Here is a 24,979-nt window from a genome sequence, read left to right on the forward strand (position 1 = left end):
GCGCACCCTACGCGGCACCGTCCCGATTGGCCGCGATCCACTCGTCGATCCGCGCCCACCAGTCGAAAAGCCAGTCGATCCGCTCCTGGCGACCGGTCGGCACCTCCTCGGGCGGCACCGACCAGAAACGCATGATGATCCGCTTGTCCATCGGCAGTTCCCGCCACACGTCGCCGACGCTCAGCATCCGGTCCAGGCCGGTGTGCGCCACGAAGATCACCCCGGCGTCGGGCGCGGCGTCCAGCGCCGCGAGCAGCCCGCCCGGCTGCGGGGCGAGCACGTGCCGCATCCGCTCCGCGCGCCGCGCCATCCGTTCGAGGCCGAGGCCGCGCAGCTTCTCGATGGCCCGCAGCCGGCGGCCGGGGGTGAAGTTGCCGCCCTCCGGGAAGATCACGAACGCGTCGTCGTCGTCCAGGCCGTGGGCCAGGTGCCCGATCTGCTCGGTCACCGACCCCCGGCTATCCGGCCCCGGCGCGAGGAAGCGGTTCGGCAGCCGGTTGAGCAGCACGTCGACCGCCGGGTCCCACTGGAGGCTGTCCTTCAGCACGATCCGCGGCTCCCGGTTGAACCAGTTCACCAGGGCGTGGATCAGGATGAACGAGTCGCCCGGGCCGGCGTGCCGGCAGAGCACCAGCTCGGGCCGGCCGGGCAGGGCCGTGTCCGGGTCGGTGCCCACCACGTCGATGCTCAGGTGCAGTGCCCAGCGGGCGTGCCAGAAGAGCGCCTGCAGGAACCAGCCGGCGAGCACGTAGTGCGCCCGCTGGAAGCCGGGCGAGCGGACCCGCCAGCCGAAGCCGGAGGCGACCCAGAGCACGAAGAGCGCGAGCAGCGCCGTCGCGTCCCAGACCAGGTAGACGCAGCCGAGCCAGAGCAGGCGCAGCGGTCGTAGCCGGCCCGGGACCAGCGGCGAGGCGGCCGCCGCGAGCAGCGCCCAGACCGGCAGGGTCGTCACGACCAGGAAGGCCAGCAGCACCACGCCGGGGGCCAGGAGCAGCCGGCGTACCCACCGCGGCGGTAGGGGCATCAGTGCTCCAACTGCGTCGCCAGGTAGCGCCGGGAGGCCGTGTAGGCGCGGCTGATCCGCCGCCCCACCGCCGCCATGTCCCGGTACGCCCACGGCGTGTCGTCGCGCGGCTCCAGCCCGCCGGTGGGCAGCACGTGCACCTCCACCCCGTCGGGCAGGGCCGCCATCTCCCGGGCGAACCGGTGCCGCCGGGCGATCTCGAACGCGACCTGGGCGATCTCCCAGGGACGCCGGGGCGGGGTCAGCGCCCGCTCGATCCGGCCCACCTGGAGTACGAAGATCCGCGTGGCGCCCACGGCGACCGCCTCGCCGATCGGGATGGAGTTCACGATCCCGCCGTCGATGTAGTGCTGGTCGTCGATCCGGGCCGGCGGCAGGAGCCCCGGCACCGAGGCGGAGGCGAGCACGGCCGGCACCAGCGGCCCGCTGTCGAACCAGTGCTCGGCGGCCCTCTCGATGTTGGCCGCGCAGCAGCGGAAGGGCACCTTGAGATCGGCGAAGGTGGTCTCCGCACCCAGCTCGGCCTCCAGCAGCTTGCGCAGCGGGCGCGGCGAGTGCAGGTGGGTACGGGCGGCGAACCGGCGCAGTTGGCGGGCCACCGAGTCGCCGTACACCTCGCTCGCCTCGGGCGAGGCCCAGAGCCGGACCAGCCGGTCGGTGACCGCCTCGGACGGTTCGGCGGCGACCAGCGCGCCGTTGACCGCCCCGATCGAGGTGCCGAGCACCACGTCGGGCCGGATGCCGGCCCGGAACAGCGCCCGCAGCATGCCCACCTCGACCGCGCCGAGGACTCCCCCGCCCCCGAGCACGAACGCCACCGGTCCCTGCGACATGCGTTCCATCCTGGCACGGGCGGAAAAGTGCCCGCCCGGTGCCGGCCGAGGGGCGGCCGAGGGGACGGCCCGACGGTGGCTCGGCCGTGGCTCGGCGGTGGTTCGATGCCGGCCCGGGGGCGGCCGAGGGGCGGGTCGCCGAGGCGGCCCGGGTCCCGGGAGGTAGTCGACCGTTGACAGGCCCGACACATTCGCGCAACCTGATAGCGCTCCCACAGCGAGGCAGGTGCGTTCCGTGAAGCCAGCACTGCACCCCGGCCGGTTGCTGGCCCGCCGGTACCGGCTCGTCGACCAGATCGGCGCCGGCGGCATGTCGGTGATCTGGCGGGCGCGCGACGAGGTGCTCGACCGGATCGTGGCGCTGAAGGTGCTCGCCCCGTCGCTCGCCGCCGACGCCCGCTTCCGCGACATGGTGCGCGAGGAGGCCCGCGCCGCCGCCCAGCTCGTCCACCCGCACGTCACCTCGGTGCACGACTACGGCGAGACCGTCGCGCCCGACGGGTCGATCACCTCGTTCGTGGTGATGGAGCTGCTGGCCGGCGAGGAGCTGGAGGTGCGGCTCACCGAGGGGCCGCTGCCGTGGACCGAGGCGGTCGAGGTAGCCGCCCAGGTGGCGGACGCGCTCGCCGCCGCGCACCGGCTCGGCATCGTGCACCGGGACATCACCCCGGCCAACGTGATGATGACCCGGGCCGGGGTCAAGGTGCTCGACTTCGGCATCGCCACCCGGATCGGCGCGCCGGACGACGACGAGGACGGGGGCACCTTCGGCACGCCCGCGTACGTGGCGCCGGAACGGCTCGACGGGGCACCCGCCCAGCCGGCCACCGACGTCTACTCCCTCGGCGTGCTGCTCTACGAGGCGCTGACCGGTCGGGTGCCGTACCCGGCGGACACCTGGGAGCAGCTCAGCGAGGCGCTCGCCGGGGAGGGCCCGCCCTCGCTGGCCGACCTGCCGGGCCTGCCGCCGGAGGTCGCCCGCACCTGCCTGCGCTGCCTGGAGCGGGACCCGCTGGCGCGGCCCACCGCCCGCCAGGTCGCCACCCTCCTGCGCGACCAGCTACTCCCCGCCGATCCGCAGGCCGCCACCATGCTCGCGCCGACGGTCACCCTCCCGACCCTGCCCGCCGGGCCGGCCACCCCGACCCCGGGGGGCGGGACGCTGCCGGCAGATGGAGCAGTGCCGCCGGACGGGACGGTCCCGGGCACGGGAGGGCCGGGCGGCGGGTCCGAGCCGCGCAGCGCCCGCCACGCCCGGGAGCGCCGTCGGCGCCGCCTGCCGCGCCCGGTGCTGATCGTGCCGGTCGTACTGCTCGTGGGGGTGGCCCTGGCCGTGCCCGCGATCCGTCAGGAGGAATCGAGCCCGCCCCGGGCGCTGCCCAGCACCGGCCCGTCCGACCCACCGCCCTCCCCCACGCCCACGGTCGACGCCGCACCGCCCCCGGCGGCCTCCCCGGCCCCGACGTCCGCCCCGCCGGTCGCGCCCCGGCCGACCCCGACGTCCCCGGAGCGCGGCGACCTCATCGAGGCGGCCAACCGGATCGACGGGCTGATCGGCGCCGGCCTCGACGACGGGGGGATCCGCCCCGACGTCGGCCTCGACTTCCGCAACGAGCTGCGTAACCTGACCGACGCGGCCCGCGCCCGCTCGGGCGACCTGGGCGAGCGGATCGCCCGGCTCCGCGAGAAGGTCGCGATCCGGCGCGGCGAGGGCGCCCTCACCGACGCGTACGCCCGCCGGCTGGACAGCGCGATCACCGCGCTCGGGGCGGCGCGGGTCTGACCGCCGGCGGTCAGCGGGCGCGCGCCCGGACCGGCTCCCGGGCCGCCTCGGGCGACGCCGCCTCCGCGATGAAGCGGCGGTACACCTCCTCGTAGCCGGTGGCCATCCGCCCGGTGGAGAAGTTCTCCGCCACGTGCGCGACGCAGGCCGCCGGGTCGATGCCCGTCGCCGCGCGCAGGGCGCCGGGCAGTTCGTCCACGTGCTCGCAGATCAGGCCGGTCCTGCCCGGTCGGACGAGTTCCGGCACCGCCCCCCGGTCCAGCGCCACCACCGGCGTCCCGGTCGCCATCGCCTCCACCATCACCATGCCGAAGGGCTCGTCCCACCGGATCGGCATGATCAGGCACCGGGCCTCGACCAGCAGCCGCAGCGCCTCGGCCCGGTCGGCGTCGAGCACCACCCGGACGTCCTCGCCGAGCAGGGGTCGGACCACCTGGTCGTAGTAGCGGCGCTCGGCCGGCTCGTTGCACTTGCCGGCCAGCACCAGCGGCAGGCCGGCGGCCCGGCAGGCCCGGATGGCGACGTCCGGGCCCTTGTCGGGGCTGAACCGGGCCAGCCAGAGCACCGGCCCCCGCCCGGGAGTGGTCTTGTGCGGGACGCCCCGGACGTCCATCGCGTTGTGCACCGTGCCGACCCAGTGCAGCGGCGGATTGAGCCGGCGCTGGGCATGCGAGATGGCCACCAGCCCGACCCCCCTGTCGGTCTCGCTGAGCACGTCGCCGTACTCGCCCACGGGGTTGCCGTGCACGGTGGCGACGGTGGGCACGGCCCGGTGGCCGGCGATCAGCGGGCCGATGGTGGTGTGGTCGTGGACGATGTCGAAGTCGCCGGCGTGGACCCGGTGGTTGACCCGGGCCAGGTGGGCCAGCTCGGGCAGCGCCTCGCCGAGCCGGTCGAACTGGAGTTCGGGCACCGTGGAGACGAACGCCGCAGCGGTCCCGTGCTCCCGGCCCGCCCCGAACACGGTGACCGCGTGGCCCCGGTCGACAAGCGTCTCCACCAGGCCGGTCACCACCTGTTCCAGCCCGCCGTAGCCGGGCGGCGGCACCGACAGCCACGGCGGCACCACCATCGCGATCCGCAACGGCCGCGGTGCCGATCGGTCGGGCGACGGATGGTTCACGGCCACGGATTCCTCCCCCTCGGTCGCTGCTGTGGCATCACCGGGCCGGCCCCGCCGCGACCGGTGCCCGCGGGGCGGGCGGGATCGACGACGGGTTCCCGGCGGCGGCGCCACTAAACGGGACGATCCGGGCGGTCACCCGCCCACGAGGAGCTGCTCCCGCACCGCTCGTACCCCCTCGCCGGACCAGGCCACGCGCTCCGCCTCGTCCCGTTCCCACCAGGAGCGCACCACCCCGGTCAGCACGACCGTGTTCCCGTCCACCTCGACGGTCACCCGCTCCGTGCCGATGCCGCGCCCCAGCGCCCGCTGGAGGTCGCGCCGGAGCCGCTCGCTGTCGGTACGGGCGACGGGGCGCACCTCGACCAGGTTGGTCACCCCGCGTACGCCCCGCAGCCGGCGCAACTCCCGCTCGGCGGTACGCCGCTGCCAGCCGAACTCCACCTCGCCACGGAGCATCACCCAGCCGTTGGCCACGGTGACGTCCAGCCGCTCGGCGGGGACGAAGCTGTCCCACTCCAGCGCCCGGCCCGCCGCGATCGCGATCTCGGCGTCCGTACGCCCCGGCTCGCCGGGCAGGCGCACCTCGACGTCGTCGGCGACCGCCCGCACCCCCCGTACGCGCTGCGCGCAGCGCCGCGCCGCCCACTTGCGCGCGTACCCGTCGACCCAGCCGGTCAGGGTGACCACGCCGTCGTGGACGGTCACCCCGATCTCGTTCGGCTGCGCCTGGGCGTCCCAGGCCAGTTCGTCGAGCACGTCCCGCTGGATCCGCTCGTCGGTCCGAACGGCCGCTGCCGTGGTCATCGCACCCTCCGTACGCCTCGCCGGTCCTGACTGCCGACGATTCCGGCACGACGGGTGACGGCGGCTCACCCGCACCGGGTGAACCGCCGTCGGAGGGAGCGACGGGTGACGGAGCCAACCCCCTTGGCCCCGCCACCCGCCGCCCGGAGGGAGGAGGAATGTCTTCGGTTGCCGGTTACGACGTCTCGGCGAGCGTCACGGTCGCCCTGGCTTCGGTGCCGTTACGCTTGTAGGTCACCTCGACCCGGTCGCCGACCTTGCCGGCCTGCACGGCGCCGACCAGGTCGTCCGAGTCGTTGACCACCTTGTCGCCGAACCGGGTGACCACGTCGCCGCGCTGCAGGCCGGCCTTCTCGGCGGGGCTGCCCGGCGTGACGGCGGCGACCAGGGCCCCGCCGCCCTCGGCGGGGGTCACGCTGACCCCGAGCGACGGGTGGCTGACCTTCTCGCCCCGCTGGAGCTTGCCGGCCACGTCCTTGGCCTTGTTGCTGGGGATGGCGAAGCCGACGCCGATGTTGCCGCTGCTGCCCTGCCCGGCGGTGGCGATCGCGGTGTTGATGCCGATCACCTCGCCCCGGGTGTTGACAAGTGCGCCGCCGGAGTTGCCCGGGTTGATCGGCGCGTCGGTCTGGAGCAGCCCCGCGATCGAGCTGGCCCCCTGCGCCGGGTCCTGCCGCTGCTGCCCACTGCCCGCCTGGATGGTGCGGTCCCGGGCGCTGAGGATGCCGGCGGTGACCGAGCCCTGGAGGCCCAGTGGGCTGCCGAGGGCGAGCACCTGGTCGCCGACCTGCATCGCGTCGCTGTCGCCGAAGGTGGCGGCCTTGAGGCCGCTGACGCCGTCAGCCTTGACCACCGCGAGGTCGGTCTTCGGGTCGGTGCCGACGATCTTGGCCTCGGCGGTCTTGCCGTCGGCGAAGGTCACCACGGCCTTGCCGTCGGTGGCGGAGGCGACCACGTGGTTGTTGGTGAGCACGAAGCCGTCGGCGGTGAGGATCACGCCGGAGCCCTCGCCGTTGTCCGTGCCGATCGAGACGACGCTGGGCTGCACGGCGGCGGCGATCCGGGGCAGGTCGGCGCCGTTGATGATCGGCGCGGCGGAATAGGTGCGGGTGATGCCCGAGTCGCCGTCGACGGCGAGCGCGAGCGCCCCGCCGGCGACGCCCGAGCCGAGCATCAGCGCGAAGACCGCCACCCCGGCGCCGGCGAACTTGGCGATCCGGCTGGGCCGGGGGCCCGCCGTCTGCGGGGCCGCCCAGGGCGGGACGGGCTGGCCGGAGGGGTGCGGCTGGTGACCGTACGGCTGGCCCGGCTGTCCCCCGCCGCTCCAGCCGGACTGCTGGCCGTACCAGGGCGCGCCGGGGGCCTGCGGGTAGCCGGACTGCGGGTGACCCGGCTGCCCGGCGGCCTGGGCGTAGCCGGGCTGACCCGCGGCCTGCGGGTAACCGGACTGGCCTGCGGCCTGCGGGTGACCGGACTGGCCCGCCGCGTGCGGGTGACCGGGCTGGGTGGCAGCCTGCGGATGATACGGCTGGGGCTGGCCGGCGGCCGGGTGCTGCGCAACGGCCGGGGCGGGCGCGAAGGGCCCGGGCGGGGCGGAGTCACCGGCGGCCGGGGCGGGGTCGCCGCCGGGCACGGTGGTCAGGCCGACGGTCGGGTCGGAGTCACCGGCGGGGGTGGAGTCGGACTGCGCGCGCTCGGCACGCGGCAGCTCGGCGGTGGGGTGCGACGGCTCGGCGTCGGGGTGGGCCGGCCGGCGCTGCGGGTCGGACTCGTGCTCGGTCATGTCTCCACCTTGACGCGCACCACTGCGATCCGCCTGGAACGCACCTGAATGTTGGCTGAAAGTCACTCGCCATCGCCCTCGTCGTCCGGCACGAGCGGGAGCCGGACCCGGAAGGTCGCTCCCCCGCCGGGGGTCTCGGCCACCTCGACGGTGCCGTGGTGGGCGCGCACCAGCGCCGCGACGATGGCCAGGCCGAGGCCGGTGCCGGTGTTGCCGCCGGCCCGCCGGGTACGCGCCGCGTCCACCCGGTAGAAGCGCTCGAAGACCCGCTCCGCCTGCTCCGGGGTGAGCCCGGGACCGGTGTCCGCCACCTCGACCACGGCCAGGTTCCCGGGCTCGGCGCGCAGGCGCAGGGTCACCGAGGCCTCCGGCGGGGTGTGCGTGAGCGAGTTGGTCATCAGGTTGCCGATGATCTGGCGCAGCCGGGCGTCGTCGCCGTAGACGACCAGCGGACCGGAGCCGGGGGTGACCTCCAGCTCGATCCGGCGCTCCGGCGCCACCGCCCGGGCGGCCTCGACCGCCTCGCTGGCCAGCACGGGCAGCTCCACCGGGGCGAGGGCGAGCGGTCGCTCCCGGTCCAGCCGGGCGAGCAGCAGCAGGTCCTCCACCAGCAGCCCCATCCGGGCCGCCTCCTGCTCGATGCGGCGCAGCAGGTCGGCGGTCTGCTCCGGCGCGCTCGCCGCGCCCTGCCGGTACAGCTCGGAGAAGCCCCGGATGGTGGTCAGCGGCGTCCGCAGCTCGTGCGAGGCGTCCGCGACGAACTGCCGCATCCGCTCCTCTGAGCGGCGAGAGCGCGCCTCGGAGGCCCGCGCCGCGCCGGCCGCCTCCCGGGCGGCGGCCTCGGCGGACCGGGCGGCCAGCTCCGAGGCGGCCCGCGCGGTGAAGGCGACCTCGATCTGGTTCAGCATGGCGTTCAGCGCCCGGGAGAGCCGCCCCAGCTCGGACGTGGGGACGGGCTGCCCCTGCTCCGGGTCGGGCACCCGCCGGGTGAGGTCGCCACCGGCGATGGCGGCGGCCGTACGCTCTATCTCCACCAGCGGCTTCAGGCTGGTCCGGACGATCGCCGCGCCGATGGAGGCGAGCAGGACCAGCACCGCTCCGCCGACCAGCAGGTCTATCCAGACCAGTCGCTTGACGGCGCGGTCGACGTCGGTGAGGTGCTGCCCGACGGCCAGGACCGCACCGTCGGGCAGCTGGGTGTAGAGCATCCGCCAGCGGGACCTGTGGTCCTGGGAGGTGACCGTGCGCGGCTCGCCGGTCTCCTCGGCGAAACCCGCGACGGTGTCGGGGAGTCGCGGCAGCTGGTCGGACCGGAAGTTGCGGGTGTCGTACACGGGCGACATCACCCCGCCCGGCTCGGCCAGGGCCACGACGAAGTCGCTGGGCAGCACGGTGCCGCCCGTCCTGCCCTCCTTGTAGAGGTTGAGCACCGCGTTGACCGAGCGGGTGGTGCCGCGCAGTTCCCCGTCCACCTGCTCGATGAGGTAGCCGCGGAGGAAGACGGTGGTCAGGGAGCTGATCACCAGGAGCGCGGCCGCGACCAGGGCCAGGACCGCGGCGACCAGCTTGACCCGCAGCGGGACGCTGCGCAGCCGCGCCTTGCCCTGGTCGAGCGGTTTCACGCCGCCGGCTTGCGCAGGACGTAGCCGACGCCTCGGAGGGTGTGGATCAGCCGGGGCTGGGTGTTGTCCACCTTGCGGCGCAGGTAGGAGATGTAGGACTCGACGATGTTGTCGTCGCCCCGGAAGTCGTAGTTCCACACGTGGTCGAGGATCTGCGCCTTGGACAGCACCCGGTTGGCGTTCAGCATCAGGTAGCGCAGCAGCTTGAACTCGGTCGGTGAGAGCTGCACCCGCTGGCCGGCCCGGTGCACCTCGTGGGTCTCCTCGTCCAGCTCCAGGTCGGCGAAGGTGAGCCGGGAGGGCGCCTGCTCGCCGCTGCTGGTCCGCCGCAGCACCGCCCGGATCCGGGCGGTCAGCTCCTCCAGGCTGAACGGCTTGGTGACGTAGTCGTCCCCGCCCAGGGTGAGCCCACGGATCTTGTCGTCGGTCGCGTCACGGGCGGTGAGGAAGACCACCGGCGTACGGGTGCCGCCCTCGCGCAGCATCCGGATGACCTCGAAGCCGTCCAGGTCGGGCAGCATCACGTCGAGCACCACCAGGTCGGGGCGGTGGTCCTTGGCGGCGTTGAGGGCGGCGCTGCCGCTCGTCGCGGTGGCCACGTCGAAGCCCGCGAAGCGCAGACTCGCGGAGAGCAGTTCGAGGATGTTGGGATCGTCCTCGACGACGAGCAGTCGCGCCTCGGTCTGGGTAGCGGCCATGCCGCCCATCATCCGTGCTCTCGCTGCGTCCGCGCTGGGCACTCGCTGGAAAGAACCTGTGAGGCGGCGTGGCGGGCTCAGCGCAGCAGCCGGCGCAGCCCGTCCAGCGCGCCGTCGAGCAGCCGGATGGCCGTACGCAGCTGCGAGTCGCTGAGCCGACGGGCCCGGACCAGGGCGCCCACCTCGACGGCGAAGGTCGCCAGCCGCTGGTCGAACTCGGCCAGCGTGGCGGTGGACGCGGACGCCGGCCCAGCCTCCGACGACGCGCCGAACGCGGGCGACGGACCGACGGGGGGTACGGGCGACGGGCCGGGGGCGGAAGCGGGCGTCGGGCCGGAGCCGGGGGCCGCCCAGCGGGGACGACGGGTCTGCCGGGCCGCCTCGCGCAGCTCCCGCTTCAGGTCGCGGACGGAGCCGCGTACCTCGTTCTGGATCTCTCCGGCCAGGGCCGACAGGTCCTCCACCGAGGCGGCGATGTCCGACTCCAGGGCGGTCAGCTCGCCGGCCCGCTGCCGCAGCTCGGCCCGGCCCGCCTCGGTGATCTCGTAGACCTTGCGGCCACCGGCGGCGGTGTGGGTGACCAGCCCGTCGGCCTCCAGCCGCTGCAACCGGGGATAGATGGTGCCGGCGCTGGGCGCGTAGAGGCCGAGGAAGCGCTCCTCCAGCAGGCGGATCAGCTCGTAGCCGTGCTTCGGGCCGTCGTCGAGGAGCTTGAGCAGGTAGAGCCGGAGCCGCCCGTGACTGAACACGGCGGTCACGGCAGCTCCTCCTCGTCGTCGTCCACCGGGCGGGCGAGCAGCGCGATGCTGCCCGACGTGGCGGACGCGGAGAGCCTACCCTCACCCGCGCCGAGCACGCCCTCGCTGTCCACCACGGACCCCGGGACGGCGCTGCCCCGCACCTCGGGGAAGCCGCTGGTGATCCGGCCCGACGTGGTGTGCAGGCGGACGGCCAGGTCGCTGTCCGCCCGGACCCGGACGGTGATGCTGCCGGAGATCGTGCTGAGCCGGATGTCGCTGCCCCGGGGGTTGTCCAGGTCGCAGGTGATGGCCCCGGAGACGGTGTGCGCGCGGACCCGCCCGGCCGCGCTGTCGGCGAGGGTCACCTCTCCCGCGACGGTCTCCAGGTCCAGGTCCCCGGCCACCCCCAGCGCCTCGACCGGGCCCGCCATGGTCTTCGCCGAGGTCCGGCCGTCAAGGCCCATCAGGGCGATCCGGCCGGAGGTCACCTCCGCCCGGGTCTTGCCGCGCAGGCCCGACGCGACCAGCGAGCCCTCCACCAGTTCCAGGTCGGCCAGCACGTCGGGCGGGACCGCGACGGAGACGTCGACCCGGGGCAGCCGGGACAGCGGGCCCAGCCAGAAGACGTGGTCCGAGAGCCGCCAGCGTCGCTGCTGGCGTACGGAGAGCCGGCCGTCGCGATGCTCCACCAGGACCGGCCGGCGCCCGACCCGGGTGATGTCCACCCGGGGCGGCCCGTCGGTGGCCACCACGTTGAGGCGACCGCTGAGCAGGTGGACGTCGAGTCGGCCGACGGGCCCCTCCAGGGTGATCCGCTGCGGGGCGTGCACGGTCCAGTCGGTCATCGGTCCTCCCTCCGCGGCGTGCCGCGTCGTCGGCATGCCGGATGGCAGGACACTAACGCGATACATCGCGATATGCCAAGCGCCGGCGCGACGGCCTCACGGCACCGGCTCCACGAGCGGCCGGCGGTACGGGCCCCAGGCCACGAAGCGGTCGAACATGGCCCGAGGGCTGGGGCCGCCGTGGGGGTCGAGGTGGTAGAGGTCGCGCATCGCCTCGTACATGAGGCCGGCCAGGTAGATGGCGAGGCTCTGCTGCGCGCCCTCGTGCTCGGCCTTGAGCAACAGTCGGGCGGTCGCGCAGGGCCACGGCTGGCCGCACGAGCGACAACCCCAGTGCGGTCGCAGCGGCGTGTGCGGCGGCCGGCCCTCGATCCGGTGGCGGGGCCGCTCGGGGCGCGGCCCGGGGCCGGGCTGCGGGAGCCGGGTGGAGAGCGCGGGCCTCACCAGCGCCCCCCGTTCGACCGGCGCGCCCGCCCGGCGGCGGCGAGATCGGCCGCGCCGTACCACAGGATCTCGGTCGCGTCGTTCGGCCGCGCGCCCCAAACCGCCGGTGCCGGCTTCGGACTCCTGCTCCGGATCTCCCGCCGTTCCGCGCAGTTCGGACACGCGCAGTGCCGTCCGCACCGGACCCGGTGCCAGCCTCCACGGTGACCCACTTCTCCCCCACCCCGCTGTCGAGGTGGGCCGCCCCGCCACGGGGGGAGCGGGGCGGCCCCGGCAGGATCCGCCCACGTCCTCGACGACGGCGAACGGGCCCGCGTGGTGACAGTCTGGTGAGGACACCACTACCGTCGACACATGCTCGCCGCATCCGCGCAGGTCAACGAGCCGGTCGAGCGGGCACGGGAGACACGCCGACGGGACCGGGCAGAATGTGGGGAATCGATGGGCACCGCTACCAACTACGTGCTGGGTGAGCTACGCACGTTCCGCGCTCAGCTCGGCCTGAGCCAGGACGACTTCGGCAGGACGATCGGCTACTCCGGGTCGCACGTCAGCTCCGTCGAGACGGGCGGTCGCCCGCCGACCCGGGAGTACATGAAGGCGATCGACGACCAGCACGACACGGGCGAGCGGTTCGGCCGGATGCTCCGTGAGCTGGCCCGGCTGGACGCCACGCCGGCCTGGCTGCGGGAGTGGATCGAGTTCGAGCGGGAGGCGGCGACGTTGCGCTGGTTCGAGCTGGCGTACGTGCCGGGCCTGCTCCAGACCGAACGCTACGCCCGCGCCACGCTGGCGGGGGGCCGGTTCACGGCCGACGAGGTCGAGCGGATCGTCGCGTCCCGGCTGGAGCGTCAGGCGATCCTCGGCCGGGAGCGGCCACCCCAGCTCATCGCCGTCGTCGACGAGGCCGTGCTGCGCCGGCCGGTGCTCGACCAACCGGGGCTCATGGCCGAGCAGCTCGACCACCTGGTGGCCGTCGCGACGCAGGAGCACGTGCAGCTCCACGTCGTCCCGGCCGACGCCGGCATGTATCTCGGACTGGCCGGCCAGTTCATCATCGCCGAGCTGCCGGACGGCACCCGCGTGGCCCATGCGGACAACCAGCTCAGCGCGCAGATCGTCGACGCATCCACCGACATTGCTAGGCTGGCCAGGACGTGGGAGATCGTGCGGAACGAGGCCCTCCCCCGCCGGCAGTCGACCGTGCTGATCAAGGAGGTGGCGAAGTCATGGACGTGACGACCCCGCAGTGGCGTAAGTCGACGAGATCCGGCGGCAACGGCGGTTCCTGCGTCGAGGTGGCCGACAACCTGCCGGGCGTCGTGCTGGTGCGCGACACCAAGGACCGCGAGGGCGGCACCCTCCACTTCAGCGCCCGGGCGTGGCAGTCGTTCGTCGGCCTGGCCAAGCACGTCGGCCCGGTCGGCTGACCCGCTTCTCTCTCCACCCGGGCACCGAAGGGGCCCCCGCGCCGGGGGCCTCTTCGCGTTCCGCCCGGCGCGAGGTGGGCTTCCCCGGCACGGTTCCCCGGGCCGTGCTCGCGTGGTCCCGTCGACCCCCCGCCGGCGTCCTGCCGACGGCCTCGGCGGGGACGTGCGCTGCCGACTCGGCCGCCCGGGCGAGCAGCCGCCGGTCGGCGTCCCGGGCGGGATGCAGCGCGGCGGAGACGCTCACCCGCACCTCCAGGCCCCGGGCGGCGAGCACCCGGCCCACCGAGCGCAGCAGGTCGTCGTCCCCGACGAATGCGGCGGCCGTGGTCGGCACGCCGGTCGCGGCCCACCGGTAGCCGATCCGCAGCGGCACCACCGGCGCCCCGGCGTCGATCGCCGCCTGGAACAGCGCCGGACGGAACCCCCGGCCGGGGCGGCAGGCGACCGCGTCGGCGGCGCCGCACCAGGTCGTACCCTCCGGAAAAACCGCCACCGGGCTGCCGGCGCGCAGCGCGGCGGCGACCCGGGCGACCGTCGCGGGCAGGGCGCGGGGGCGGGCCCGGTCGACCAGGACCGTGCCCGCCGCCGCCGCGAGCAGCCCGACCAGCGGCCAGGACCGGACCTCCCGCTTGGCCACCATCCGGGCCGGCGCGACGGCCAGCAACGCGAGCACGTCCAGCCAGGAGACGTGGTTGGCGACCAGCAGCGCCGGCCGCCGGGGCGGCCGGCCGCGCACCACGAGGCGCACGCCGAACGCGCGCAGCGTCCACCGGGCCCAACCGCGTAGGGCCGCCGCCCGGTCCCCGGCCGGCAGCACCGGCAGCAGCGCCGCCAGCGCCGTGCCCGCCGACAGCATCCCGAGGACGGCGAGGGCCCGGCCCGCCCGCCGCACGGGCGACACGGCCGGCACCTCGCCGGCCGCCGGGAGGCAGGTCGGCCCGCACCCCGACGCGGGCAGCCAGAGGCGTCCGGCGGTGCTCACCGCTCGGCCCCGCCGAGGAAGTGCCGCAGGTAACGGGGGTTCATCCGGTCCAGGGAGAAGAGCACGTAGAAGTCGGCCACCCCGAAATCCGGGTCGTACGCCGGCTCGCCGCAGACCCAGGCCCCGAGGCGCAGGTAGCCGCGCAGCAGCGGCGGGACCGTGGCCCGCGCCGTCGAACCGCCGGCCGCCGCCGGCCCGGCGATCCTGTCCGGCCCGGCGATCCTGTCCGGCTCGGCGATCCTGTCCGGCTCGGCGAACCAGGGGCGCCTCGGCCGTACGCGCAGCCGCGGCGGGGCCAGGTGCCGGGCCGAGACCTCGTCCCACACCCGCGCGACGGTCCCGCCGCCGTCGGCAACCGGCACCGACGCGCAGCCGCCGAGCCAGCGCGACCCGCGCAGGTGCAGGTAGCGGACGATGCCGGCCCACATGAGGTTGATCACCGCGCCGGATCGGTGATCGGGGTGCACGCAGGACCGGCCGGCCTCGACCAGGTCGTCGCGGAGCGGGTCGAGCCCGGTGAGGTCGAACTCGGTCGCGGCGTACCGCCGGTCGGTGCGGCCCGGCGGGAGCAGCCGGTACGTGCCGACCACCTCGCCGGTGCCCTCCTGCCGGACGATCAGGTGGTCGCAGTACGCGTCGAGGTCGTCGACGTCGAGCCCGACGGCCCCCGGGCGCAGGGTGGCGCCGAGTTCGGTGGCGAACACCTCGTGACGGAGGCGTTGCGCGGCGGCGACCTCGCGCGGGTCGTCGGCGATCAGCAGGGTGTAGCCGCTGGTCGTCAGGGGTGCGCCAGCGGCGTGCAGAACGGCCATGGGACCTGTGTAGGCGGCCCGGGTTGCCGGCCGGCGGGGTGAGGAGTGTCGATGAGGTGAACGGCCCGTGCCGGTGTCGGGGCGACGGCGGGCGCGCTCGCCTCAACGGGTGGCGCGCAGGTCCCGGGCGAGATGCGAGCGCCGGAACCCGACCGTGACCAGCCGCCGCAGGTCGGCCCGGTTGTCGTGCATGAGCTGCACGTGGAAGTAGTTGACGTACTCCAGTACGGCGAAGAGGCCGAAGGCCAGCCCCGGGTACGACCGCGCGCCGGGTGCCTGTGCGGCGGCCACCGCGCAGGCGGCGATCACGGTGGCCAGGAGGATCGGCAGGACGGCGCGGGCGGTGACGAAGTGGCGCCGGCCGGGCAGGCGCGGCTCCCCGCGGCGCAGTTGTCGCAGCTTGAGCGCCCAGTAGGCCGCGCCCACCACGAGCAGGGCCGCGAACGCCCCGAAGCCGGCGAGGTTCGCCGCCGTCGGCGGCAGGCCGACCAACTGGAACCACACCCACGCCTGTAGGGGGATGTTCAGCAGCTCCCAGCCGGCGAGGGAGCGGAGCCGACGCCGGGCCGCCTCGCGGGTCCGACCGGCCGGCAGGTGGGTCATGGGCACGGCCCCAACAGTGGCACAGCACCGGACGGCCACCGGTGTGCACCGGCTCCCCGGGAGGACGCTCGTGCCGGCCGGTCCCGGGCGATTCGACACCGGTCCTCAGCGCCCGGTCACGGCGGCGACGCCGGCGAGGAGTCCGACGGGCCGGACAGCAGCAGGGCGACCGCCCGTCGTACGGCCTCGACGTCGTCCTCGCCGGGAGTGCCGTCGTCGCGCATGGCGCGGCGGGCGACCGCGTAGGGCAGGTCGACCACGGCCAACACGACGTCCGCCAGGCGGTGCCCGGTGGCGCGGGCCATCCCGGCGAGGGCGTCGCCGAGGGCGCGGTAGTGGGCCTGCGCCTGCTGGGCGAGCGCGGGCGAGGTGTCACCGCGCAGCAGGTCGCGCAGGGCGTGGCGCATCAGGAGGGCGGCGTCCTCGGGATGGGAACGACACCAGGTCAGGACGGCGACCGCGGCCCGGACGCCGGCCTGCGCGTCGGCGGGCGCGAGCGCCTCCAGGTAGACGCGGAGGAAGCGGTCCTGCGCGCGCAGCCAGGCGGCGGCGACGAGGTCGTCGCGGCGGGGGAAGCGGTGGTAGACCGAACCGCTGGACGCTCCGGTGGCCAGGCAGACGGCACGGGCGGAGGCGGCGGCAGGCCCGCCCGAGAGCACCAGGGCGCGGACGGCGTCGAGCATCACGTCGGCCGAGTGCTTGACCGGCTGCGGCATGAGGTAGAGACTACCCTCTACTTGAACTAGCGAATGGTCTCTAGGAGAGTCATGGTCCGCAACATCCACGAGCGGCAGCTCGCGGCGCCGCCCGTGGCCGTGGGCGCGTTGATCGACTCCCTCGCGACCGCGGATGACCGGTTGTGGCCGCGCGGGCAGTGGCCGGCCATGCGCTTCGACCGCCCGCTCGGCGTCGGCGCCCGGGGCGGGCACGGGCCGATCCGCTACACCGTCGTCGCGTACGAGCCCGGGGCGCGGATCCGGTTCGAGTTCTCCGCGCCGGCCGGCTTCCGTGGCCATCACGGGTACGAGGTCCTACGGGTCACCGACCGACGCTGCCTGCTGCGTCACTCTCTCGTCATGACCACGCGGTGGCCGGCGTGGGTGAGCTGGCCGATGGTCTACCGCCCGCTGCACGACGCCCTCATCGAGGACAGCCTGGACACGGCTGCTCACCACCTGGGACTGGCACCGGCCCCGTCGCACCGCTGGACCCGGCGGGTCCGGGGCCTCCGCTCGCTGGCCCGCCGACGACAGCCCTGAGGCCCGGCCCGTGCCGGTGCCGGGCCGCGACGTGCGAGGCTGCCCGGGGCGCACCGGCGACGGGGCCGGGCGTCGCGGTCGGAGGTGTCTCATGATCATCGAGTCGCGTTTCAACGGGCCGCCCGGCTCGGGCAACGGCGGCTGGAGCGCCGGGCTCCTCGCCGGCGCCGCCGGCCCCGGGCCGGTCGAGGTGACGCTGCGTCGCCCGCCCCCGTTGGAGACCCCGCTCACTCTCGTCGACGGCGAGGTCCGCGACCCGCAGGGCAGTCTCGTCGCCCAGGTCCGCCCCACGGAGGACCCCCGGGCGGTGGTGCCGCCGGTGGACCTGCCGGCCGCGCGGGCCGCCTCGGCGGCGTACCCCGGGCTGGTCGACCACCCCTTCCCGGGCTGCTACGTCTGCGGCCCGGACCGCGCCGACGGGCTACGGATCTTTCCGGGGCGGCTGCCGGACGGCCGCACCGCCGCGCCGTTCCGGGTGCCCGGGTCGGTCACGACCGCCACCGTCTGGGCCGCGCTGGACTGCCCCGGCGGCTGGGCCGTGATCGCCCCCGGCCGGCCGTACGTCCTGGGCCGGATCGCGGCGGTGGTCGCGGCGCTGCCGGAGCCGGGCGACGAGTGCGTGGTGACCGGCGTCATGGTCGGCGGCGAGGGCCGCAAGGCGCTCGTGCACACCAGCCTGTACGCACCCGACGGCGCTCTGTTGGCCTGGGCCCGGGCAACCTGGATCGCCGTGGCCGACGACATCGGATAATCGTTCCTGGGGATGAGGGCCTCCTGCCTGAGGCGGAGGTGGATCTCGGAAGTGCGCCTGATTGACCTGGTTGCGCCCGCCCGCCACGCTGTGTCACGGCGTACCCCGACGCCACCGCACGAAGGAGAGCAATGACTGACGGGCAGAGAAGCCCCACCGGTGACGGTCAGATCGTGGTGTCCGGCCTGACGAAGCAGTACAAGAACGTCCGGGCCGTCAACGACCTGTCGTTCACCGTCGAACCGGGGCGGGTGACCGGCTTCCTCGGCCCCAACGGCGCCGGCAAGACGACCACGCTGCGGATGCTGCTGAACCTGGTCACGCCGACCAGCGGGACGGCGACCATCAGCGGGCGGCGCTACGCCGACCTGACCGACCCGCTGCGGCACGTCGGCGCCGTGCTGGAGGCGTCCAGCGCGCACAAGGGCCGCACCGGCATCAACCACCTGCGGGTGATCGCCGCGGCGGCCGGCCTGCCGAAGCACCGGGCCGACGAGGCGCTGGCGCAGGTCGGGCTCACCCCGGCGGCGAAGCGCAAGTTCAAGGGCTACTCGCTCGGCATGAAGCAGCGGCTCGGCATCGCCGCCGGGATGCTCGGCGACCCGCGCGTGCTGATCCTCGACGAGCCCGCCAACGGGCTCGACCCGGAGGGCATCCGGTGGATGCGCGGCTTCCTCAAGAACCTCGCGCACGAGGGCCGCACGGTGCTGGTCTCCAGCCACCTGCTGTCGGAGATGCAGCTGCTCGCCGACGACGTGGTGATCATCGCGGCCGGGCAGCTGGTCCGGCAGGGCACGGTCGAGCAGGTGATCGGCTCGATGGCGCAGGGCGTCCGGGTCCGGGTCCGCACCCCGCAGGCCGACGCGCTGACCGCCGCCCTCAAGGAGGGGCCGGCCACCGTCGACCGCGACGAGCACGGCGTCCTGCTGGTGGGCGGGGTGGACGCCCCGACCGTGGGGCGGGTCGCCCTGACGGCGGGCGTCGAACTGCACGAACTGACCACGGAACGGCCCGACCTGGAACGGGTCTTCCTGGAGCTGACGGCCGGAAAGGCGGGCATCCGATGAACCTCGTCCGGTCCGAGCTTCTCAAGATCCGCACCACCAGCACGTGGTGGTGGCTGGCCATCGCCGCGTTCCTGTCGATCGCGCTGGCCTTCGCCTTCAACGCCTGGGTCGCCAACGAGACGTTGAACGGCAACGCCGAGGAACTGGGCGTCACCGGCGACCAGGCCTCCGCGGCGGCGCAGGCCGCCAACCTGTACACCTCCGGGCAGTACCTGGGCCTGATGTTCGTGATGCTCATCGGCATCCTGATGGTCACCAACGAGTTCTTCCACCAGACGGCGACCACGACGTTCCTGGCCACGCCGCGGCGCACGTCGGTGATCCTCAGCAAGCTGGTCGCGGCCAGCCTGCTGGGCTTCGCGTTCTGGCTGGTGACCACGCTGATCGACCTGGCCGCCGGGGCGGTGTTCCTGTCGGCCAACGGCCACGGGACCCTGCTCGGCGAGTGGGCCGTGCAGCGGGCGTTGCTGCTCAACCTGCTGGCGTACGCGATCTGGACGGTCCTCGGCATCGGCATCGGCACGCTGGTGACCAACCAGCTCGGGGCGGTCATCACCGCGGCGGTGCTCTACCTGGTCGGCACCCAGGTCGTCGGGCTGCTCTTCATGCTGCTGTCCAACCTGCTCAACAACGAGGCGGTGGTCAAGTGGCAGGTGATCTGGCCCGCCGTCGCCTCGACCGTCATGGTCAGCGAGGGCCAGACCGACTTCACCCCCGCCTGGTGGGTCGGCGCGCTCGTGCTGATCGGCTACGCGGTGGTGAGCGGGGTCGTCGGCGTGCTCATCACCCGGCGGCGCGACATCTCCTGACGCGTCCGGGCGTTGGCGGCGGGGGTGGTGCCGGACACCACCCCCGCCGCCGTACGACATGGGGCCCACCACCACATCGGGCCTTACCAGCAGCCGGCCGCGCACGCAGCGTTTGGTGAACTTCTGGCATCTTCTGTGAAACCGGCCACGGGTCGGAGGCGGAAATGCCTGTGGCATCCGTACGGCGTAGCCTGGGAGCCGTCTCGTGCGCGCTCGAAGGCAGGGCGACACCGGACACCGCGTGACACACAAACCCGCGTGAAAGAGGCGATTACCGGCCGTGTCGACCCAGCAGACTTCGCAGGAGAACCCACTGGCGGGTTTCGGTCCGAACGAGTGGATCGTCGAGGAGATGTACCAGCGCTACCTCGCCGACCCCACCAGCGTCGATTCGGCCTGGCACGACTTCTTCGCGGACTACCGCCCGGCGCCCGGCGCCGGGAAGCCGCGCGGAACTGAGCAGGCCCCGAAGCCGGCCGCCAAGCCGGAGCCCGCCGGCCAGCAGGAGGCGGCCACCGCGGTCGCGCAGCCGGCGGAGAAGAAGCCGGCGGAGAAGAAGCCCGAGGCCAAGCCGGAGACCAAGCCGGAGAAGCCCGCCGCCAAGGCCGCCCCGGCCAAGCCGGCGCCCGCGAAGGCGGCCCCCGCCAAGCCCGCGGCCACCAAGCCGACCGCCACCGGCCCGCAGACCACCCCGCTGCGCGGCGTGGCCGCGAAGATCGTCCAGAACATGGACGCCTCGCTGGCCGTGCCGACCGCCACCAGCGTGCGCGCCGTCCCGGCCAAGCTCCTGGTCGACAACCGCATCGTGATCAACAACCACCTCACCCGTGGGCGCGGTGGCAAGGTCAGCTTCACCCACCTCATCGGCTACGCGATGGTCCGGGCCCTGGTCGCCCACCCGGAGATGAACAACTCCTTCGCCGAGGTCGACGGCAAGCCGGTCATGGTCCGGCCGGAGCACGTCAACCTGGGCATCGCGATCGACCTGGCCAAGCCGGACGGCAGCCGCAACCTGGTGGTCCCCTCCATCAAGGCCTGCGAGCAGATGGACTTCCGGCAGTTCTGGCAGGCGTACGAGGACGTGGTCCGTCGCGCCCGCCGCAACGAGCTGACCATGGACGACTACTCCGGCACCACGATCTCGCTGACCAACCCCGGCGGCATCGGCACCGTGCACTCGATGCCGCGGCTCATGCAGGGGCAGAGCGCCATCATCGGCGTGGGCGCGATGGAGTACCCGGCCCCCTACCAGGGCATGTCCGAGGCCACCCTGGCCGAGCTGGCCGTCAGCAAGGTCATCACCCTCACCAGCACGTACGACCACCGGATCATCCAGGGCGCCCAGTCCGGCGAGTTCCTGAAGGTCATGCACGAGCTGCTGCTCGGCGAGCACGGCTTCTACGACCAGATCTTCACCTCGCTGCGCATCCCGTACGAGCCGGTGCGCTGGATGCGCGACGTCGCGGTCAACAACGAGGGCCAGATCAACAAGACCGCCCGGGTGCACGAGCTGATCCACGCGTACCGCGTGCGCGGTCACCTGATGGCCGACACCGACCCGCTCGAGTTCAAGATCCGCAAGCACCCCGACCTGGACGTGCTCCAGCACGGGCTGACCCTCTGGGACCTCGACCGCGAGTTCCCGGTCAACGGCTTCGCCGGCAAGCAGCGGATGAAGCTGCGCGACATCCTCGGCGTGCTGCGCGACTCGTACTGCCGGCGCGTCGGCATCGAGTACATGCACATCCAGGACCCGGAGGAGCGGCGCTGGATCCAGGAACGGATCGAGCGCAAGTACGAGAAGCCGTCGGCCGACGAGCAGAAGCACGTACTCAACCGGCTCAACGCCGCCGAGGCGTTCGAGACCTTCCTCCAGACCAAGTACGTCGGGCAGAAGCGCTTCTCGCTGGAGGGCGGCGAGTCGCTGATCCCGCTGCTCGGCGAGGTGCTGGAGGCCTCCGCCGAGGGCGGGCTGGACGAGGTCGTCATCGGCATGGCCCACCGTGGCCGGCTGAACGTGCTGGCCAACATCGTCGGCAAGCCGTACGAGAAGATCTTCTCGGAGTTCGAGGGGCACCTGGACCCGCGCTCCACCCAGGGCTCCGGCGACGTGAAGTACCACCTGGGCCAGAACGGCAAGTTCACCACGCCCGACGGCGACCACGCGGTCAAGGTCTCGGTGGTGGCGAACCCGTCGCACCTGGAGGCCGTCGACCCGGTGCTGGAGGGCATCGTCCGGGCCAAGCAGGACCGGATAGACCTCAAGCTGGAGGGCTACACCGTGCTGCCGCTGGCGGTGCACGGTGACGCCGCCTTCGCCGGCCAGGGCGTGGTCGCCGAGACCCTCAACCTCTCGCAGCTGCGCGGCTACCGCACGGGCGGCACCGTCCACGTGGTGGTCAACAACCAGGTCGGCTTCACCACCGCCCCGGAGTACAGCCGCTCCAGCCTCTACAGCACGGACGTCGCCCGGATGATCCAGGCGCCGATCTTCCACGTCAACGGCGACGACCCCGAGGCCGTGGTCCGGGTCGCCCGGCTGGCCTTCGAGTACCGGCAGGCGTTCAACAAGGACGTCGTCATCGACATGGTCTGCTACCGCCGGCGCGGGCACAACGAGGGCGACGACCCGTCGATGTCCAACCCGCAGATGTACAAGATCATCGACTCGAAGCGCTCCGTCCGGAAGCTCTACACCGAGGAGCTGATCGGGCGTGGCGACATCACCGTGGAGGACGCGGAGGAGCTGCTGCGCGACTACCAGTCGCAGCTGGAGCGGGTCTTCAAGGCCACCCGCGACGCCGCCACCACGCCGCGGCAGCTCAGCCGTCCCAAGCGGGAGGACGAGCCGGAGCCGCAGGTGGAGACCGCCACCGACGCGGCCGTCGTCAAGGCCGTCGGCGAGGCGCACGTCAACCTGCCTGAGGGCTTCACCCCGCACAAGCGGATCCAGCAGCTGCTCGACCGGCGGGCCAGGATGTCCGTCGAGGGCAACATCGACTGGGGCTTCGGCGAGATCATCGCCTTCGGCTCGCTGCTGCACGACGGGGTCACCGTCCGGCTCGCCGGTCAGGACTCCCGCCGGGGCACCTTCGTCCAGCGGCACGCCTCCGTGGTCGACGCCCAGACCGGCGACGACTACCTGCCGTTGCAGTCGCTGACCGGCGACGGCGAGCGGTCCCGGTTCTTCGTGCACGACTCCCTGCTCAGCGAGTACGCCGCGATGGGCTTCGAGTACGGCTACTCGGTGGAGAACATCAACGCGCTGGTCGCCTGGGAGGCGCAGTTCGGCGACTTCGTCAACGGCGCCCAGTCGGTGATCGACGAGTTCATCTCCTCCGGCGAGGTGAAGTGGGGCCAGCGCTCCGCCGTCACCCTGCTGCTGCCGCACGGCCACGAGGGCCAGGGCCCGGACCACACCTCCGGCCGCCCGGAGCGGTTCCTCCAGATGTGCGCCGAGGACAACATGCGGGTGTCCATCCCGACCACCCCGGCGAACTACTTCCACCTGCTGCGCCGGCAGGCGCTCTCGCCGAAGCGCAAGCCGCTGGTGGTGTTCACGCCGAAGTCGCTGCTGCGGCACAAGCTCTGCGTCTCGCCCGTCGAGGACTTCACCACCGGCACCTTCCAGCCGGTGCTGCCCGACTCGGGCTCCCCGGCGCCGGAGCAGGTGAAGCGGGTGCTGCTCTGCTCGGGCAAGGTCTACTACGACCTGTTCCAGGCCCGCGCCGAGCGGGGCGTCACCGACACCGCGATCATCCGGATCGAGCAGCTCTACCCGATGCCGGTCGAGGAGATCCGGGCCGCCCTCGCGGCGTACCCGAACGCCGAGGACTTCGCCTGGGTGCAGGAGGAGCCGGCCAACCAGGGCGCCTGGTCGTTCGTCGCGCTCAACCTGCTGGAGCACCTGTCGGACGTACGGCTGCGCCGGATCTCCCGCCCGGCCGCCGCCGCCCCGGCCGTCGGCTCGGCGAAGATGCACGAGGTCGAGCAGACCGCGCTGATCGAGGCGGCCCTGCCCCGCCCGTGACCTGACGCACCACCCAGCGCACCGGGGCAGAGCCGTCGACCCGACGGCTCTGCCCCGCTCGCCGTCCCGGCCGTTCCGCACGCGACGGCACCTGTCCGCACCGGCGCGAGAACCCGGCGCCTGGCCACACCAGCACGAGGATCCGGCGGGCTTCGGCCTTACCGGAGCGAGGGCCCGGCGGGGCCGGCCCGCGCGGAGCGTCGGGACGCACACCGACCACGAGGAGGCAACGGAGAGCATGTACTTCACCGACCGAGGCATCGAGGAACTGGTCCAGCGCCGGGGCGACGAGCAGGTCAGCATGGAATGGCTCGGCGAGCGCCTGCGCGACTTCGTCGACCTCAACCCCGAGTTCGAGACCCCGATCGAGCGCTTCGCCACCTGGCTGGCCCGCCTCGACGACCCCGACGACGAGTAGCCCCACCCGAGTCACGGGCCCGGCGTTACAGTGACGTCGGTCTGTCCGCTCGACGGGTCGGGGTACGGCATGCAGACGCGCAGGGGGCGCCACGGTCACGCCGGCCGACGGCGCCCACCGCTGTCCCGCCCACGCACGCGCGCCGAGGCGAGCGAGGCCCCGGAGCGACCGGCAGAGCGCCCCGGAGCGAGCGGGGCCCCGGAGCGACCGGCAGAGGGCCGTGATTGACGGCTGGGAGGACGTCGCCGAGGTTCCGGGCGCGCGGGAGACGCTGGAACGACACGGTCGCGTCCTGCGCGAGGAACTCCTCGGGGTCGCCGCCCACCTCGCCCCCGGGCGGAGGCTCCCCGTTCCGATGTCCCGGGAGCCGGCGGACCACCTCTGGCACGAACCACTCTGGTACGCCCGCCGGGCCACGCTCCGTCTCACCGCCGACTTCGGCTCGGTCGAGGTCGTCCGGCACATCGCGCACCGGCTCGCGGCGCAGGGCTGGCACGCCACTGTCGACGCCTCCTCGACGGCGGTCGCCACCGCGTCGGCCACCCGCGACGGTTTCTTCCTCTGGGTAATGGCGTACCCCGGCCTGTCCCGGGCCGACCTCGGCGGCAGCACCCCGCCCGTCCTGCTCTACGCGGATCCGGCCGGCGCTGCCGTCCGCCCCCCTCCCCCTCCCGCGCCGCCGGAGCGGTTCGTACCGCCCGAACCGGTCGTCACCGAGGCCACCCGCAAGCCCGGTCACGTGCTCTGCCCCGACTGCGACGGGATCGGCTGGTGCCCGGAGTGCCTCACCCGGGGATACCTCCTCGACGGCGTGCGGCGACGGTGCGTCGTCTGTCTCGGGTCGAGGGTCTGCCCGGGTTGCGGCGGCTTCGGCCAGAAGGCTCTCGCCGACATGCCCTCCTGGGAACGCCGGCAGCACCCGGACGCGCCCGGCGCCCCCCGCTGACGCCGGCCCGTCCTCCAGGTGGCGCCGGCGCGCCCTCCCACCGCCACCCAGACTTGTTGATCATGAATTTGTTGCCCTCCGCTCCGGCGTGTCGCCGCAACAACTTCATGATCAACGAAAGGGGGGCGAAGGACCCGAGCCGGGGATCCGAAGATCTTCTAGGGTGGGTG

At 73.9% G+C, this 24,979-nt stretch carries 23 protein-coding genes and 1 pseudogene; 10 read left to right on the forward strand and 14 right to left on the reverse strand.

The features are described from left to right. Positions 1 to 7 precede the first annotated feature (7 nt). Positions 8 to 1,024 (reverse strand): 1-acyl-sn-glycerol-3-phosphate acyltransferase, encoded by a 1,017-nt coding sequence (locus AC0OO9_RS09330; RefSeq protein WP_484516972.1) that lies wholly within the window; start codon positions 1,022 to 1,024, stop codon positions 8 to 10. Next, on the reverse strand, positions 1,024 to 1,857 hold the full coding sequence (locus tag AC0OO9_RS09335) for a patatin-like phospholipase family protein (RefSeq protein WP_132231132.1): 834 nt from the start codon (positions 1,855 to 1,857) through the stop codon (positions 1,024 to 1,026). The genes AC0OO9_RS09330 and AC0OO9_RS09335 overlap by 1 nt, the downstream gene beginning before the upstream one ends. A gap of 235 nt (positions 1,858 to 2,092) precedes the next feature. On the opposite strand from AC0OO9_RS09335, the gene AC0OO9_RS09340 reads away from it, so the two are divergent. After that, entirely contained in the window at positions 2,093 to 3,640 is a 1,548-nt protein-coding gene (locus tag AC0OO9_RS09340) for a serine/threonine-protein kinase (RefSeq protein ID WP_484516973.1), read from the forward strand. 10 nt (positions 3,641 to 3,650) lie between these two features. Here AC0OO9_RS09340 and AC0OO9_RS09345 read toward each other — a convergent pair whose 3' ends face one another. From AC0OO9_RS09345 to AC0OO9_RS09380, 8 genes are all read right to left on the reverse strand, one after another. Next, a complete protein-coding gene (locus tag AC0OO9_RS09345; RefSeq protein ID WP_484517898.1) occupies positions 3,651 to 4,712 on the reverse strand; it encodes a glycosyltransferase family 4 protein in 1,062 nt (353 codons plus the stop codon). Positions 4,713 to 4,898: 186 nt separating this feature from the next. After that, positions 4,899 to 5,570 carry a BON domain-containing protein gene (locus AC0OO9_RS09350; RefSeq protein ID WP_484516974.1) on the reverse strand — a complete coding sequence of 224 codons (672 nt, stop codon included), beginning with the start codon at positions 5,568 to 5,570 and terminating at the stop codon, positions 4,899 to 4,901. 175 nt (positions 5,571 to 5,745) lie between these two features. After that, positions 5,746 to 7,353: a S1C family serine protease gene (locus AC0OO9_RS09355; protein WP_484516975.1), complete on the reverse strand. Its 1,608-nt coding sequence runs from the start codon at positions 7,351 to 7,353 to the stop codon at positions 5,746 to 5,748. A gap of 62 nt (positions 7,354 to 7,415) precedes the next feature. Further along, positions 7,416 to 8,975, reverse strand: coding sequence for a HAMP domain-containing sensor histidine kinase (locus tag AC0OO9_RS09360; protein WP_484516976.1), 1,560 nt, complete (start codon positions 8,973 to 8,975; stop codon positions 7,416 to 7,418). Then, the gene (locus tag AC0OO9_RS09365; RefSeq protein ID WP_089003225.1) at positions 8,972 to 9,673 is read right to left on the reverse strand and encodes a response regulator transcription factor; all 702 of its coding nucleotides are present in this window, start codon (positions 9,671 to 9,673) and stop codon (positions 8,972 to 8,974) included. Before AC0OO9_RS09365 ends, AC0OO9_RS09360 begins: the two co-directional genes overlap by 4 nt. Positions 9,674 to 9,750: 77 nt before the next feature. Then, complete coding sequence (locus AC0OO9_RS09370; RefSeq protein ID WP_484516977.1) at positions 9,751 to 10,431, reverse strand: PadR family transcriptional regulator; 681 nt, start codon at positions 10,429 to 10,431, stop codon at positions 9,751 to 9,753. Further along, positions 10,428 to 11,258: a DUF4097 family beta strand repeat-containing protein gene (locus AC0OO9_RS09375; protein WP_484516978.1), complete on the reverse strand. Its 831-nt coding sequence runs from the start codon at positions 11,256 to 11,258 to the stop codon at positions 10,428 to 10,430. The genes AC0OO9_RS09370 and AC0OO9_RS09375 overlap by 4 nt, the downstream gene beginning before the upstream one ends. A 96-nt stretch (positions 11,259 to 11,354) precedes the next feature. Then, positions 11,355 to 11,702 (reverse strand): hypothetical protein, encoded by a 348-nt coding sequence (locus AC0OO9_RS09380; protein WP_484516979.1) that lies wholly within the window; start codon positions 11,700 to 11,702, stop codon positions 11,355 to 11,357. 441 nt (positions 11,703 to 12,143) lie between these two features. On the opposite strand from AC0OO9_RS09380, the gene AC0OO9_RS09385 reads away from it, so the two are divergent. Together AC0OO9_RS09385 and AC0OO9_RS09390 are read left to right on the forward strand one after the other, a co-directional pair. Beyond that, on the forward strand, positions 12,144 to 12,941 hold the full coding sequence (locus AC0OO9_RS09385; RefSeq protein WP_132231374.1) for a Scr1 family TA system antitoxin-like transcriptional regulator: 798 nt from the start codon (positions 12,144 to 12,146) through the stop codon (positions 12,939 to 12,941). Beyond that, positions 12,932 to 13,132 (forward strand): DUF397 domain-containing protein, encoded by a 201-nt coding sequence (locus tag AC0OO9_RS09390; RefSeq protein ID WP_396888809.1) that lies wholly within the window; start codon positions 12,932 to 12,934, stop codon positions 13,130 to 13,132. Before AC0OO9_RS09385 ends, AC0OO9_RS09390 begins: the two co-directional genes overlap by 10 nt. A gap of 118 nt (positions 13,133 to 13,250) precedes the next feature. Here the strand turns inward: AC0OO9_RS09390 and AC0OO9_RS09395 are convergent. The 4 genes and pseudogenes from AC0OO9_RS09395 to AC0OO9_RS09410 all read right to left on the reverse strand — a co-directional run. Further along, positions 13,251 to 14,114: pseudogene (locus AC0OO9_RS09395) on the reverse strand (lysophospholipid acyltransferase family protein); the annotation flags it as partial. After that, the gene (locus AC0OO9_RS09400) at positions 14,111 to 14,926 is read right to left on the reverse strand and encodes a GNAT family N-acetyltransferase (protein WP_484516980.1); all 816 of its coding nucleotides are present in this window, start codon (positions 14,924 to 14,926) and stop codon (positions 14,111 to 14,113) included. The gene AC0OO9_RS09400 and the pseudogene AC0OO9_RS09395, both read right to left, overlap by 4 nt. Positions 14,927 to 15,028: 102 nt before the next feature. Next, complete coding sequence (locus tag AC0OO9_RS09405; RefSeq protein WP_484517899.1) at positions 15,029 to 15,529, reverse strand: hypothetical protein; 501 nt, start codon at positions 15,527 to 15,529, stop codon at positions 15,029 to 15,031. A gap of 116 nt (positions 15,530 to 15,645) precedes the next feature. After that, complete coding sequence (locus tag AC0OO9_RS09410; RefSeq protein ID WP_484516981.1) at positions 15,646 to 16,245, reverse strand: TetR family transcriptional regulator; 600 nt, start codon at positions 16,243 to 16,245, stop codon at positions 15,646 to 15,648. A 51-nt stretch (positions 16,246 to 16,296) separates the two neighbouring features. On the opposite strand from AC0OO9_RS09410, the gene AC0OO9_RS09415 reads away from it, so the two are divergent. The 7 genes from AC0OO9_RS09415 to AC0OO9_RS09445 all read left to right on the forward strand — a co-directional run bounded on the left by AC0OO9_RS09415 (position 16,297) and on the right by AC0OO9_RS09445 (position 24,809). Next, a complete protein-coding gene (locus tag AC0OO9_RS09415) occupies positions 16,297 to 16,788 on the forward strand; it encodes an SRPBCC family protein (RefSeq protein ID WP_484516982.1) in 492 nt (163 codons plus the stop codon). Positions 16,789 to 16,879: 91 nt separating this feature from the next. Continuing rightward, positions 16,880 to 17,539, forward strand: a complete 660-nt coding sequence (locus AC0OO9_RS09420) for a hypothetical protein (protein WP_484516983.1) — start codon at positions 16,880 to 16,882, stop codon at positions 17,537 to 17,539. 131 nt (positions 17,540 to 17,670) lie between these two features. After that, the gene (locus AC0OO9_RS09425) at positions 17,671 to 18,606 is read left to right on the forward strand and encodes an ABC transporter ATP-binding protein (protein ID WP_416606028.1); all 936 of its coding nucleotides are present in this window, start codon (positions 17,671 to 17,673) and stop codon (positions 18,604 to 18,606) included. Then, entirely contained in the window at positions 18,603 to 19,415 is an 813-nt protein-coding gene (locus AC0OO9_RS09430; RefSeq protein ID WP_132231119.1) for an ABC transporter permease, read from the forward strand. The genes AC0OO9_RS09425 and AC0OO9_RS09430 overlap by 4 nt, the downstream gene beginning before the upstream one ends. A gap of 280 nt (positions 19,416 to 19,695) precedes the next feature. Beyond that, positions 19,696 to 23,445: a multifunctional oxoglutarate decarboxylase/oxoglutarate dehydrogenase thiamine pyrophosphate-binding subunit/dihydrolipoyllysine-residue succinyltransferase subunit gene (locus tag AC0OO9_RS09435; RefSeq protein ID WP_484516984.1), complete on the forward strand. Its 3,750-nt coding sequence runs from the start codon at positions 19,696 to 19,698 to the stop codon at positions 23,443 to 23,445. 238 nt (positions 23,446 to 23,683) lie between these two features. Further along, a complete protein-coding gene (locus tag AC0OO9_RS09440; protein ID WP_121399674.1) occupies positions 23,684 to 23,863 on the forward strand; it encodes a DUF6104 family protein in 180 nt (59 codons plus the stop codon). Positions 23,864 to 24,083: 220 nt separating this feature from the next. Beyond that, positions 24,084 to 24,809, forward strand: coding sequence for a hypothetical protein (locus AC0OO9_RS09445; protein ID WP_484516985.1), 726 nt, complete (start codon positions 24,084 to 24,086; stop codon positions 24,807 to 24,809). Positions 24,810 to 24,979: the final 170 nt, after the last annotated feature.

It is taken from the genome of Micromonospora sp. USAFONa4, assembly GCF_057197825.1.